The sequence below is a fragment of the Ruegeria sp. ABV3_008 genome, from assembly GCF_056161185.1.
Map to the genome: position 1 here is coordinate 423,323 of NZ_JBSWYP010000002.1, position 12,306 is coordinate 435,628.

13 protein-coding genes are annotated in these 12,306 nt (G+C 52.3%); 10 read left to right on the plus strand and 3 right to left on the minus strand.

What is annotated here, in order from left to right; translation table 11 throughout:
• Positions 1–64 precede the first annotated feature (64 nt).
• Positions 65–772 carry an IS6 family transposase gene (locus ACXAH8_RS06230; protein WP_475216893.1) on the plus strand — a complete coding sequence of 236 codons (708 nt, stop codon included), beginning with the start codon at positions 65–67 and terminating at the stop codon, positions 770–772.
• Positions 773–966: 194 nt separating this feature from the next.
• Here the strand turns inward: ACXAH8_RS06230 and ACXAH8_RS06235 are convergent, their stop codons facing one another.
• Complete coding sequence (locus ACXAH8_RS06235; RefSeq protein ID WP_475216896.1) at positions 967–1,497, minus strand: cupin domain-containing protein; 531 nt, start codon at positions 1,495–1,497, stop codon at positions 967–969.
• A 30-nt stretch (positions 1,498–1,527) separates the two neighbouring features.
• Here ACXAH8_RS06235 and ACXAH8_RS06240 point away from each other — a divergent pair, with 30 nt between their 5' ends.
• The 4 genes from ACXAH8_RS06240 (at position 1,528) to ACXAH8_RS06255 (ending at position 6,238) form a co-directional block, all read left to right on the plus strand.
• Complete coding sequence (locus ACXAH8_RS06240) at positions 1,528–2,109, plus strand: TetR/AcrR family transcriptional regulator (RefSeq protein ID WP_475216898.1); 582 nt, start codon at positions 1,528–1,530, stop codon at positions 2,107–2,109.
• Positions 2,110–2,454: 345 nt separating this feature from the next.
• Entirely contained in the window at positions 2,455–4,266 is a 1,812-nt protein-coding gene (locus ACXAH8_RS06245) for a Hint domain-containing protein (RefSeq protein ID WP_475216900.1), read from the plus strand.
• A gap of 290 nt (positions 4,267–4,556) precedes the next feature.
• Positions 4,557–5,201 carry a PAQR family membrane homeostasis protein TrhA gene (gene trhA / locus ACXAH8_RS06250; protein WP_475216902.1) on the plus strand — a complete coding sequence of 215 codons (645 nt, stop codon included), beginning with the start codon at positions 4,557–4,559 and terminating at the stop codon, positions 5,199–5,201.
• 329 nt (positions 5,202–5,530) lie between these two features.
• On the plus strand, positions 5,531–6,238 hold the full coding sequence (locus ACXAH8_RS06255; protein WP_475216904.1) for an IS6 family transposase: 708 nt from the start codon (positions 5,531–5,533) through the stop codon (positions 6,236–6,238).
• Positions 6,239–6,898: 660 nt separating this feature from the next.
• On the opposite strand, the gene ACXAH8_RS06260 is transcribed toward ACXAH8_RS06255, so the two are convergent.
• Complete coding sequence (locus ACXAH8_RS06260) at positions 6,899–7,180, minus strand: winged helix-turn-helix transcriptional regulator (RefSeq protein ID WP_475216906.1); 282 nt, start codon at positions 7,178–7,180, stop codon at positions 6,899–6,901.
• Between the two features lie 214 nt (positions 7,181–7,394).
• Between ACXAH8_RS06260 and ACXAH8_RS06265 the strand changes: the two genes are divergently transcribed.
• The 5 genes from ACXAH8_RS06265 to ACXAH8_RS06285 all read left to right on the plus strand — a co-directional run bounded on the left by ACXAH8_RS06265 (position 7,395) and on the right by ACXAH8_RS06285 (position 11,051).
• Positions 7,395–7,844, plus strand: coding sequence for an NAD(P)H-dependent oxidoreductase (locus tag ACXAH8_RS06265; protein ID WP_475216908.1), 450 nt, complete (start codon positions 7,395–7,397; stop codon positions 7,842–7,844).
• A 32-nt stretch (positions 7,845–7,876) separates the two neighbouring features.
• Entirely contained in the window at positions 7,877–8,002 is a 126-nt protein-coding gene (locus ACXAH8_RS06270) for a hypothetical protein (protein WP_475216910.1), read from the plus strand.
• Complete coding sequence (locus ACXAH8_RS06275; protein WP_475216912.1) at positions 7,989–8,708, plus strand: glutathione S-transferase family protein; 720 nt, start codon at positions 7,989–7,991, stop codon at positions 8,706–8,708. Before ACXAH8_RS06270 ends, ACXAH8_RS06275 begins: the two co-directional genes overlap by 14 nt.
• 197 nt (positions 8,709–8,905) lie before the next feature.
• Positions 8,906–10,096, plus strand: coding sequence for a low temperature requirement protein A (locus tag ACXAH8_RS06280; protein WP_475216913.1), 1,191 nt, complete (start codon positions 8,906–8,908; stop codon positions 10,094–10,096).
• Positions 10,089–11,051: an ion transporter gene (locus ACXAH8_RS06285; RefSeq protein WP_475216915.1), complete on the plus strand. Its 963-nt coding sequence runs from the start codon at positions 10,089–10,091 to the stop codon at positions 11,049–11,051. Before ACXAH8_RS06280 ends, ACXAH8_RS06285 begins: the two co-directional genes overlap by 8 nt.
• Before the next feature lie 272 nt (positions 11,052–11,323).
• Here ACXAH8_RS06285 and ACXAH8_RS06290 read toward each other — a convergent pair whose 3' ends face one another.
• Entirely contained in the window at positions 11,324–12,271 is a 948-nt protein-coding gene (locus tag ACXAH8_RS06290) for a LysR family transcriptional regulator (RefSeq protein WP_475216917.1), read from the minus strand.
• Between the last annotated feature and the right edge of the window lie 35 nt (positions 12,272–12,306).

Genomic DNA, 12,306 nt, shown 5'->3' on the forward strand with positions numbered 1-12,306 from the left:
CCACGCGGGTCTTGTCAGAAGAACTTTGCTTGAGCGGGGCAGGGTGGTTGCGTAGCTTTTTCCCATGATCAGACCTGCCTCATTCAAATACTTTAAAACCAGTCCCGAGATCATCCGCTTGGCGGTGATGCTGTACATTCGTTTCCCGCTCTCGCTTCGGAATGTCGAAGATCTGTTGCACGAGCGAGGCATCGACGTGAGCCACGAAACTGTCCGATATTGGTGGAACAGGTTTGGTCCAATGTTTGCAGCTGAGATCCGACGGAAGCGTGTTCAGCAACTGCACGCGTTCTCCAAATGGAAGTGGCACGTGGACGAGGTTTTCGTGAAGGTCAATGGCAAGCGGCATTATCTTTGGCGGGCCGTTGATCACGAAGGCGAGGTACTGGAAGCGGTTGTTACCAAACGTCGAAACAAGCAGGCAGCATTGAAATCCCCCAAAAAATTGATCAAGCGGCACGGTCGCGCTGAAGAGATCGTCACAGATCGATTTGCTTCCTACAAGGCTGCGCTCAGAGAAATGGGCGCGCTCGAAAAACAACAGACGGGCAGGTGGCTCAACAACCGCGTCGAGAATTCGCACCTTCCTTTCCGACGGCGCGAACGTGCGATGCTGCGTTTCAGGCGCATGCGAAGTTTACAGAAATTCGCTTCCGTCCATTCCTCTGTCTACAACCACTTCAACCAGGAAAGATCGCTAGCCAGTCGAGATACCTTCAAGCTGACCCGCGCCGCCGCTCTTAGCGAGTGGCGTCAACTTTGTTCCGGATAGGTTCGCGGTTTCCGCGGCAAACTGAGACTGGTTCGAATTCGTCTGACAGCACCCCGCTAGGGCCAACTGCAGCGAAGGTCCGCTCCGAGCCCATTGCGGACGTTGCCAGTGCGGTTCCGTGTGTTTGGTTTGCCACATTTTTCTAACTCGTTACAGAAACGTTAATTTGCGGGCTCCCGTTTCGAAGATGAAGTTCAGGCAGGCGCATTTTGTGGCGCCAAAATTGTCATACCTGCCTTTTCGGCTACCGCCATGATGGCCGGAATGTCGGGTGGCCCATCGGGAGCAGGAATGTCTGTGGTACCGTCTGGCATTGCTTCACCCGCTTCGGTGAAGAATGTATCGTGCATTTCTCCTGGGGCATTGATGCACAATAAGCGACCTGGGCTTTGCCCAACACAGGTAAACGCATGCACGGCGCCGTCCGGGACTTTCACGAAATCACCGATGCTTACATTTTTTGTTTCGCCGTTCAGGAAAAATTCAAACTCACCTTCTAACACATAGAAGCTTTCATCTTCCCCAGCATGATGGTTGGGTGGCGCGCCTGCACCTGGGGCGGTCTTGATCTCGACGATGGTGCAGCGATTGCCGGTTTCAGCGGGAAACGCGTGGAATGTCAGAAGATTACCGAGAAGGTGATATTTGCGTGGGCGAGACTCTGTCATTTCATTGGCTCCCTTTACTTCGATGAATGTAGCTATATGATACATAAATCTCTTCATGAGACAAGTGTATCATTAAGGACGCGCGATTTGGCTCCTCGAACCAATCAAAAGAACAGAACAAGAGAAGCATTGCTGACGGCGGCACGTGAGCTCATGTCCGAAGGAGAAAACGTGACCCTTGCTAAAGTCGCAGAGCGAGCGAGAATTGGCCGCGCGACGGTATATCGGTACTTCTCTGACCCCGGCGTTTTGGCCCTGGATGCGACCCTCGACTTAGAGGTGACTCCAACTGCTGTGCTGCTGGAAGGTCTTGAGGATGTACGAAGCCGTGTGCATGCTGTGGCGCGCTACTATCTGGATTTCTCGCGCGAACATGAGGCGTACTTCCGTCAGTTTTTGGCTGAGTCTCTAAGGGCATCACTTCAGGACAGTACTGTCAAAATGCGCGGTGCCAGAAGGGTGACAGCATTTGGCGAGGCCCTTTCACCCGTTCGTGGCTCTATGAAACAGAGCGATTACGATGACCTGACTCTTCGTTTGGCCATGACAACAGGCATGGAACAGTTTGTAGTATTGGAAGACATACTGCGAGTAGACCAGCAGAAAGGGTACCGGTTGCAAGAAGGTCTGGTAGACGCTGTGCTTGATCAATACCTGCCGAAAGTGTGAAAAAAACAACAAAGCAGTCTTGGCTATACGGACGCTTTGTCCGCGGATCGGTCATTCGTCGCAACTCTGTTCAATGTCTGCTTCGCGGACAAAGCTGACTTTCGCCCTTTGGCGGCCTTCGCCTGCTTGCATCCCAAAGCAGACCTTCAACTCCAAGCATGGTGACTTCCGAGATGCGGACGAAGTACTCCTTTTCCTACCAAACAATTCTTAGCGACCAAGTTTTCACTTTCGCAATTGTGAATGCGTTGCGCAACACTCTGGAAGTTTGGTTCGTTGGCGGTCTTACCTGACGAATTCAAATGCTATTGTATCTAAATAAGTTATTTCTCCGAGAGGAAAATATTGGCGCTAAACGCTGGTGATATCGTATTTGTCGGTTGGGATGCCGACAACGAAAATGTCGCTTTTCTAACGACAGCGACAATTTCTGCCGGCGAAGTCATCTATTTTACTGACACAGAGTGGACCGGGACTGAGTTTGTTCCTGGCGAACAGGTCATTGAATGGACAGTAACAGAGGACATTCCGGCTGGTCAGGTTCTCACCATCGATATGACGCCTTTCTTTCAAGGTGGACCTGAAGCGGAAATAGTAGATGGCTCGTCACCCTCGGGAGATCCAGTCGGATCGGTTGAGTATCTCCGCGGCGGAGGCCTTTTGGCTCAAAGCAATGAGCAACTCTGGGCGGTACAGGGATCGTATGATGGTACAACGGTCGTTCCAGATCCCGACGGGTTCATCTCGGTCATTTCAAATGAAGACGTTGGTGTAGACGGAGGTCCAATCTTAGATGGGACAGGTCTGGACGCGACAAACGGAGCGGTGACGATCCCGGGGGATGAAGACTTTATGGTCTTTGACCCGACGACTGCCTTGAATGGAAACACATATACAGAACCTCCGGAAGTTCTTCGAGAGAATCTGCTGGAACTCATTGGGGACCCTGACAACTGGATCACTGACGATGGCGGAGGGAACCAAAATCCAGGCGGTGGTTTCACATATGACACTGGCGGTTCCGGTGCGCTTCCGACACCACTGGGCGCCAATCAAGTCACGACGCTGTACTTTACTGGTTCGCAGGTAGCATTTGTCGATGCGATTGATGACGTTGGTTCTGGTTCAACTAAACTGTCAACATCCTTTACTTTCGAAGCTACCGACTTGATCGAAATCGATATTGTAAGCGGCGATATACAAGGCCCCCCATTGGATGGCGAACTCGATTTTAGTCAGATTATTTTTACACGTGTCTCCGTCTTTCGAGACGGAATTCAATACGACCTTGATGTGAACGACGGGTCGAAGATTAAGGAGACCGGCGGCCCCAACAGCAGTGCCAAGGAACAAGGCGACTCGTTTTTCACAACCAATGATGATGTTTCGCTGGACGATCCGGAATTTGGTTCGAGTATAAGTGGCACGCTAGCTTTCTCGATTGATGAAACATTCATTGATAGTGGCGGCAACCCAGTTGACCCGATTATAGCAAGGTCTCGTCCGGATTTGGACACCAACGGGGACGGCGATCTCGATAGCGGAACACCGTTTAACAACGAAAATTTCAATATTGGAACTGCGGTTTCTCCTCCGCCTATACCTTGTTTCGTTCGAGGTTCAACAATTGAAACTCGCGATGGACCTAGACCGGTAGAGGATTTGAAAGTTGGTGATTATGTTCTCACGCTTGACAACGGCTTACGGCAGATCCGTTGGATCGGCAAAGTCATGGTTCCCGCAATTGGAAAACTGGCCCCCATCGTTGTTGCTAAAGGGGCTCTAGGTAATTCTCAGGAGCTACGAGTTTCACCTGAACACAGAGTGCTGTTATCTGGTTGGAAAGCCGAACTATTGTTCGGGTTGGATGAAGCCCTTGTTGCTGCAAAACACCTTTGCAACGAGGACACGATCTATAGAAACCGTAGCGCCGAGCCGGTTGAGTATTTTCACCTGATGTTTGACCAGCATGAACTATTGCTTTCTTCAGGTGTTTGGTCGGAAAGCTACTATTTTGATCCTCATCGCGTCGAGTTAATTTCTACGCCAATGGAAGCGGAGTTAAGTCGTCTCTTTTCTGAACAGACGCATTCTGAGCGGCGAATGAAAGTCGCTCGTCCAACGTTAAAACGTTTCGAAGCAAAGGCTCTATTTTAGTTTTATTGCTAGCCAAAAGACAATTGACTGCTGTGGGCTCGATGCCGACTTTCTCTGCGACTTCCCTAGACTGGGTGAAAGAGCCAATATCGGTCATTGGTTAACTTTCGGTCCTTTGCTTGTGCAGCAGGTCGCAAACGTTTCATTCCAGGGTTTCACAGCCCGACGTCTGAAAACTACTTCGTGGACGATGCAGTCATTTGACGTAGCGCCGAGATCTGACGCGTCGGAACCATGGACACACCGCGTTTCTAGATGTAGCGCCAGACCTATCTTTGCCCGGAACCAAAATGACTGAAACGACGTATCCAAGCCCTGTCCAATCGCACCGCCATGCCGATATTGCCGTCCATGCGATCGGGCTGCTGGCGATCCTGACTGCCGGTGGGTTACTTCTCTTTAAGTCAATCCTGGGCCTCGAACCTAAACTGGTTCTTGCGGTCTCGGTTTACGTGCTTTGTGCGCTGTCATCCAATCTAGCATCCTTGGCCTATCACTTTTCCACCTGGCACCAAGGGCGCACACTATTGCGTCGCATTGATCACGCCGCGATCTATCCAAGCATTTCGGGTACCTTCACACCTTTTTTCGTCTTGGCAGGTACGACATGGACGATGGCCTTACTGTGGATTTGTTGGGGGCTGACAGCTGTGGCCGTCTGGAACAAGATAACGAACGAAACGGTCAAGTCCCGATGGTCAACCGCATCCTATCTTGGGCTGGGCGCAATTGGGTTGAGTGCCCTACCTGACCTCACGAATATACCCATCATGACACTATGGTGCATCATGGCTGGCTCCACCGCCTATGTCGTTGGAACGGTGTTTTATGCACAAAAAACTATGCCCTATCGGTATGTTGTTTGGCATACATGGGTGAATATTGGCGGTGCGCTGATGTTTGCCGGCATATGGATAGCCCTATCCACTCAATAGTAAATCAGTAGTAGCAGGCAGTAGCCGTTTCGCAGCCGGTGTGTTGGAGATTGCATTGGAACGACAGGTCTGTTTTTGGCCCGATGCAGAGGTCTCCCGGACTTTTTCAGATTCTTGCCTTGGGACGGAGAGCCGAACCAAGGTTACAAGGCGACAACGTCTGCCTTGCTGGACAAGGCTCTAAATTCGCTGACTAGCAGCTTCCCTACTGTGAAACCTCGGCAAGGCGTAGAAAGCAGTATGTTGTCACTTGATCTCTTTCTTGGACAGAGGGCCTTGTCAGAAGAACTTTGCTTGAGCGGGGCAGGGGTGTTGCGTAGCTTTTGTCCATGACCAGACCTGCCTCTTTCAAGTACTTCAAAACCAGTCCCGAGGTTATCCGCTTGGCTGTGATGCTGTACATCCGTTTCCCGCTCTCGCTTCGGAATGTCGAAGATCTGTTGCACGAGCGAGGCATCGACGTGAGCCACGAAACTGTCCGATATTGGTGGAACAGGTTTGGCCCTATGTTTGCTGCTGAAATCCGAAGAAAGCGTGTTCAGCACCTGCGCGCGTTCTCCAAATGGAAGTGGCACGTGGATGAGGTTTTCGTGAAGGTGAATGGCAAGCGGCATTATCTTTGGCGGGCCGTTGATCACGAAGGCGAGGTACTGGAAGCCGTTGTCACCAAACGCCGAAACAAGCAGGCAGCACTGAAATTCCTCAAGAAGTTAATGAAGCGACACGGCAAAGCGGAAACCGTCGTCACGGATCGCTTCGCCTCATACAGAGCCGCGCTCAGAGAACTGGGTGCACTCGAAAAACAAAGGACGGGCAGGTGGCTCAATAACCGGGTTGAGAATTCGCACCTACCGTTTCGACGACGCGAACGCGTAATGCAACGTTTCAGGCGCATGCGAAGTTTACAGAAATTCGCTGCCGTCCATTCCTCCGTCTACAACCACTTCAACCGGGAAAGATCGCTAGCCAGTCGAGACACCTTCAAGCTGACCCGCGCCGCCGCTCTTAGCGAGTGGCGTCAACTTTGTTCCGGATAAGTTTGCGGTTTCCGCGGCAAACTGAGACTGGTTCGAATTCGTCTGACAGCACCGGTGTCAGCTTTCTTTGTCGATCTTGCGAACGCGTTCATAATTCAGTGGTTTCTTGGATTTGGTTGAAACACTGTGATTTGGGTCAAAGGAATAGAATTGCCTCGGCAGGCCTAGTTCGGACTAGCCACGCGTCGTGGAAACTGCAAAGTCTAGTTATGAATGTCCGCTTAGGGCTGCCTGTGGTCATCCACCCTCAACAGGCGAGTGACAGTATTGTCCGCAGATCGGTCATTCGTCGCAACTCTGTTCAATGTCTGCTTCGCGGACAAAGCGGAAATCGCAATGCATATCTACTGGTCATTGCCGCCGCTTACTTGGCAAAGCCGCAGCCGCGGTGCGGCCCCCAAAGCAGCCGTTCGCTGTGGATGACAGAACCTAGTTCAATAAAACTCGTTGCCTGCGGGACAGCTGTTACGTCACTTGTCGGTTCAAACGGTACTGAACGGCCAGCAGAACTTTGTTCGTACTACTTTCTTCGGGAAAGCAAAGCCTTGGATTACTATTCCAAGTAACCTTGTCACTTCATCCGCAGATTGGTGACACCCTCATTCGGTGCGCGGTCAGAAAAACTCTAGCTTTCAGATCATTGAACAAAGACTATAGTCATCACGCTAAGCCGTTAGGCAGCTCCTCGCTCCACTTTCGCAATTCGTCGAGAAACCCAAGTGCCGTGCGGCCAAGGTCAGTGATAGAATACTGCACGGAAACCGGAGCGGTATCCATCACGTATCGGTTCACCAGCCCCTGCTCTTCTAGCTGGCGCAGCCGCTCGGCAATCATCTTCTTACTGGCCCCGCCAATCATGCGCGAAAGATCGTTGAAACGCACAGGTCCATCCCTAAGATGCCACAAGATCGAACCTGTCCACTTTCCGCCAATGATCCGCATACCGCGCTCGATTGCACATGGCTCATGACACGCCTCTGAAACAAGTCGGCGCCCTTTGGCATCTTCATTAACTCGCGCCCGCATCATCGTCCTTTAGCTCAGACAACTAGGTTACCAAAAGTATACTAGTTGATTTCTCATACCTACACTCTCAAATGCTATTTGAACCCGCTGAAAGTCAAGGGTTCAGAGATTGCACAAATAGGATAAGGACATGAGCAAAATCCTAATCGTGAACGGTACTCAGCCCTACGAATTCGCCCCCGGACAGTTGAACGCCAGCCTCACCGACCGGGCGCGCGGCATGCTGACGGCAATGGGTCACGATGTTCGCGCGACCACCGTCGCCGACGGCTATGACTCGAATGCTGAGGTTGAGGCGCACCTCTGGGCCGATACCGTCATCATGCAGTTCCCGGTGAACTGGATGGGTGTTCCCTGGATCTTCAAGAAATACATGGATGAGGTTTATTCGGCCGGCATGGACGGTCGTATGTGCGCAGGCGACAGTCGAACGACTAACTCACCCAAGGTTAATTACGGCACCGGCGGCACGCTAAATGGCAAGAAATACATGCTGTCGGTTACCTTCAACGCCCCTAAAGAAGCGTTCGATGGTGCGTCCGAGCCTTTTTTGCGGGTGCCAGCGTCGACGACCTACTAGCACCGATGCACTTGAACGCCAAGTTCTTTGCCATGCAGCCCCTTCCGACTTTTGCTGCATTTGATGTTATGAAGAACCCGGAAATCGAGGCCGATTTCGCTCGATTTGACACGCACCTGAAAACCACATTTACCGAGGTTGAACATGTCCCAGCCTGATATCCATCTTTTCACTGCGGGAACGATGAACGGGTACAAGCCGGTTATCTTTCTAGAGGAGGCAGGCGTCCCTTACGACCTGACTCACATCAACTTTTCCAAGCAGGAACAAAAGGCGCCGGATTATCTGGCGCTGAACCCTAACGGAAAGATCCCAACAATCGAGGATCGTTCGGAAGGGCGCGCCATCTTCGAATCCGGTGCAATCCTGTGGCATCTGGCCGAGAAATACGGAAAGTTCTTGCCTGCGGATCCAGTAAAACGGTCCGAGGTGATGCAATGGGTTCTGTTTCAAGTCGGCCATGTAGGCCCCATGATGGGACAGGCAATGTATTTCCAGCACATTGCAGCACCCAATGGCCACGAAGAGCCCTTTTCAATCCGCAGATACGTGGACGAAAGCCGCCGCTTGATGGAGGTGATGAACTCTCGTCTGGACGGGCGCGAATGGATTGCTGCAGACGAATACACCATAGCTGACATGATGTTGTTCCCCTGGGCGCGTGCATATGTCTGGGCAAGGGTAGATGTGTCGGACCTGTCGCATCTGAACGCCTGGTTCGACCGTATTGACGCCCGGCCGGCCGTGCAGCGGGCGTTGACCATCCCAAAGGCCAACCCCCAATTCTGGGATGCCAACGCAGATGCCAGCGCCTTTGCTAAGGAAAACGCAGCGCGGTTTTCGAGCGATGTGAAGGGAAGCTGAAGCGGTGAATGCCGGGCATTTCCGGCATGATCACCACACGATCGGACTGGAAATTCCAGTGCGCCCTCGCTGAACAAACCTTGCAGGGTTGCAAGGCGAGGGTCTCCACGACAACCTTCATCCTACAGAAAAACACTCAATCGGGGTGGTCGCTTGCCGACCACTACAACCTTGGAATTTTGAAGGGTCCCTAATTTATGGCACTGCATAACCACCCCATGTGGCGGAAGCCGCAACATCATCAAGACCTCGACCACACTCACGACCACGTCCACTGGGCCGAGTTGTTCTATGACCTGATCCATGTTGTAACGATCTTCCTTCTTGGGAACTACCTGTCACACCACCTCGATCTGAATGGGTTTCTTGTGTTCGCCGGTGTCTTCATAACGCTCTGGTACGCGTGGGGTGAGCTCAGTATTTTCAACTCGATCTACGTCAGCACCGATTTCTGGCATCGCCTGATCATGGCCGTGATGATCTGTACGGTGATGTTCATGGCCGCCGCCATCCCCGCCATCGACGCCAAGGGCTGGGTTTTCTTCGCGTTGGGGTTTGCCGCGAACAGAGCCATGATCGCCGCGCTATATTTCCGTGCTCAGCGAACCAATTCCTCGGGCGTTTCGATGTCGGCGGCACAGATCCGCAACTTCTCGGGCTTTGCAGTGATCTTTGCCATTACGGCGTTTCTGCCTAAACCGCTTGCCTATTGGGCATTTGCTGCCGCGATGGTTGCCACGCAGGCGATGTACATGATCCCCGGCGTTACTGTTCTGCGCTTTGAACGGTTCGTCCCGCGCCTTGGCCATATGGCAGAGCGGTTTGCATTGTTGACGCTGATCGTTTTGGGTGAAGGGTTTTTCAAACTGGTCGTCACACTGTCCGAGAAAGGCATCTACAAAGTTTCACCCGACGTGCTTGTCAACTTTGTAATTGGCGGCGTTTCGATGTTCGTGATGTGTTGGATCTATTTCGACTTCGTTGGCAACGCCAAACCCAAAGACAAAAAGGTTTCGACCTTGGTGATCTGGTGGCTTGCTCATCTGGTCTTGATGTTGTGTGGCGTGATGGTCGGCGTGGCCCTTGCAGCCGAGGTTAAGGTCGGGTTTTGGGAGCCGTACCCAACAGAATACGCTGCCATTGGCTGTTTCGGCCTTGCAGGCTACATCGCCATGCTTTGGGTACTTCAGAACGTCATTGAACACCGTGTGGCCTCAGATTTCGGGCGTTGGGATGTGCGGGTGTTTGGGATCGTTTTGGCAATCGCCTGTTTCTATATTGTCCCGCATGTCCCCTCCTTGGTTGGCAATCTGATTTGGGGCACGGCTTTGCTGTCTCAAATCGCGATTCCCTTGATGCGCGCCAGAGCGAAGCTTCGCCATGACTGAAGCTGTGACAGGTGCAAACTACCTGAGAAAAAGAGTGTACTGGTGGCTCGAGCGCCCAGATCGTGCTGCGACCGGCCCTTGGGTACTTGAACTCGCCCTAATCGCTCTGATCACGCTGAACGTGGCCGCTGTTATCCTTGAAACGGTCGATTCAATCTATGACCGCTGGGGGGTCGCACTCAATCTGTTCGAAAGCCTTTCATTGTTCGTTTTCGTGGTGGAGTACGCGGCGAGGCTGTGGGTTGCGACAGAAAACCCAAACTACAAAACGCGCGCATCCTGGGCCGTTTCTCCAATCGCAATAATCGACCTATTGGCCATACTCCCAGCGCTGCTTTACCTACTCTTTCCGGTTGACCTGCGGCTGCTAAGAACCTTCCGCATGTTGCGCTTGCTCAAACTCACAAGGTACTCGCCCGCGCTCGGCATGCTGCTTGCGGTGTTCGAGGAAGAAGCGGGCGCCTTTTTTGCGGGTTTCTTCATCCTGATGGTGATGCTGATCTTTGCTGCAAGTGGCGCGTGGCTAGCAGAGCACGAGGCGCAACCAGAAGCCTTTGGCTCAATCCCGGCGGCGATGTGGTGGGCGATGGCGACATTGACAACCGTCGGCTATGGCGACGTAACGCCCGTGACAGTTGCCGGTAAGATCTTCGGCGCTGCGATCACAGTGATTGGCATTGGAATGGCTGCATTGCCAGCAGGGATCATAGCAAGCGGTCTAAACGACCAGTTGCACCGCCGACGGGCCAGCCTGGAACGTGAATTTCGAAAGGCGTTGGTAGACGGCGATATCTGCGAGGCCGATGAGAAAGAAATTGACGCAGTTCGCAAGCAATTGGGTCTCTCGCGCCGCGCTGCGGATCATATCCGCAACCGCGTGCATGCCGAAACGATGTCACAGGTTGATCACTGTCCCACCTGCGGTCAGCCAACGAAACAAAGTGACAATCCCTGATCGGTCACAACGACAAACCGGCGTCGACCGGAAAATTCTATCACAGCATGCTGTGCTGCCTCCGAGGTCCGCGATGAGCCCTTAGCCACGGATGCTGCATCGGGCATGAACTACCGTTGCGTGAGCATTTTTCGGGATCACCGCAATCCAGAAAGAGAGATTCTCGTTATTGTCCGTCTTCTCGGCCAGATAGAGCAGCACCAAGAAAACGAATACTAATGTCAGCGGGGTCGGAAACATCGTCTACACTGGAGAAAAGCCGTGTTTCGCGGTCACTCGCATTGAAGATTGGCCAGCAAAGACAAACATTTTCTCGCCGCGGGATTTTTTTGCCCAAAATGCGTTAGCCGGGCATAGACCTTTGTGGATGTCGAATGCCAATCGACTGGCATCTCTACCAAATCGCCACGCGCCAGATACGGATCAACAAAGCTTCGCCAGCCCAAACCCAAACCTTGACCCAAAGCCGCGGCTTCCAAAAGATAGACATAACTGTCGAATTCTTCTGAAATCGGCCAATCAGCGTATTCTGGGTGTGCCCTCCACCAATCTATCCAATCCACCCAGCCGAAGTTTTCTTTCTGTAGCCGCAGAAGAGGCGGTGCTTCACACTTTCCCGACAAAGCGTCTAACGCTCTCCTGACCATTTCAGGCGTACCAACCGGTTTTATCTGTTCCTTACATACCAGGACATGTTCCGTATCGGGCTCTGTTTCAGAATACTCGAAGACAATATCGCCACCAGTATCCACGGCCGCTTCAATCAGATTGTATTCGGCTGTCATGATCCGCAGTTCGGCCTCATTTCCTAAGGCGTTGCGAAGATTTCCGTATCGAGGCATTAATAACAGGTGCGAGACAGAGTGCGAACAAACCAGCGTGACCCGATTGTCCACCTGTTTCAAATCTTCAATCGCATTTTCTAAAGCATTAAAGCCCTGAACAACACCGGCGTAGAACTGGCTGCCCTTGGAGGTAAGGGCTACAGGGCTCTTATCGCGATTAAAGAACGCGACACCATACCGGATTTCTAGATTGCGTATATGGCGGCTGATTGCCGGCTGCGATGTATTAAGCTCTTCGGCAGCGCGTGCAAAACCCCTTAGACGAGCAACCGCTTCGAATGCAACAAGCGAGCTTAAAGAAGGGATATTGTATCTACGATCCACTATATCATTCTTGATATGGTTATGAGCACATAAAAGCAATGGAAAACGCATGCGTCCACAGCCATCCTCACCAGCAGAACTCGTGA

Excerpts from the sequence above, each read along its gene's own strand:
- ACXAH8_RS06265 (WP_475216908.1), top strand. The coding sequence starts at position 7,395 with ATGAGCAAAATCCTAATCGTGAACGGTACTCAGCCCTACGAATTCGCC.
- ACXAH8_RS06235 (WP_475216896.1), bottom strand. The coding sequence starts at position 1,497 with ATGAAGAGATTTATGTATCATATAGCTACATTCATCGAAGTAAAGGGA.
- ACXAH8_RS06290 (WP_475216917.1), bottom strand. The coding sequence starts at position 12,271 with ATGCGTTTTCCATTGCTTTTATGTGCTCATAACCATATCAAGAATGAT.
- ACXAH8_RS06275 (WP_475216912.1), top strand. The coding sequence starts at position 7,989 with ATGTCCCAGCCTGATATCCATCTTTTCACTGCGGGAACGATGAACGGG.
- trhA (WP_475216902.1), top strand. The coding sequence starts at position 4,557 with ATGACTGAAACGACGTATCCAAGCCCTGTCCAATCGCACCGCCATGCC.
- ACXAH8_RS06280 (WP_475216913.1), top strand. The coding sequence starts at position 8,906 with ATGGCACTGCATAACCACCCCATGTGGCGGAAGCCGCAACATCATCAA.
- ACXAH8_RS06285 (WP_475216915.1), top strand. The coding sequence starts at position 10,089 with ATGACTGAAGCTGTGACAGGTGCAAACTACCTGAGAAAAAGAGTGTAC.
- ACXAH8_RS06270 (WP_475216910.1), top strand. The coding sequence starts at position 7,877 with ATGCAGCCCCTTCCGACTTTTGCTGCATTTGATGTTATGAAGAACCCG.
- ACXAH8_RS06230 (WP_475216893.1), top strand. The coding sequence starts at position 65 with ATGATCAGACCTGCCTCATTCAAATACTTTAAAACCAGTCCCGAGATC.
- ACXAH8_RS06260 (WP_475216906.1), bottom strand. The coding sequence starts at position 7,180 with ATGCGGATCATTGGCGGAAAGTGGACAGGTTCGATCTTGTGGCATCTT.
- ACXAH8_RS06255 (WP_475216904.1), top strand. The coding sequence starts at position 5,531 with ATGACCAGACCTGCCTCTTTCAAGTACTTCAAAACCAGTCCCGAGGTT.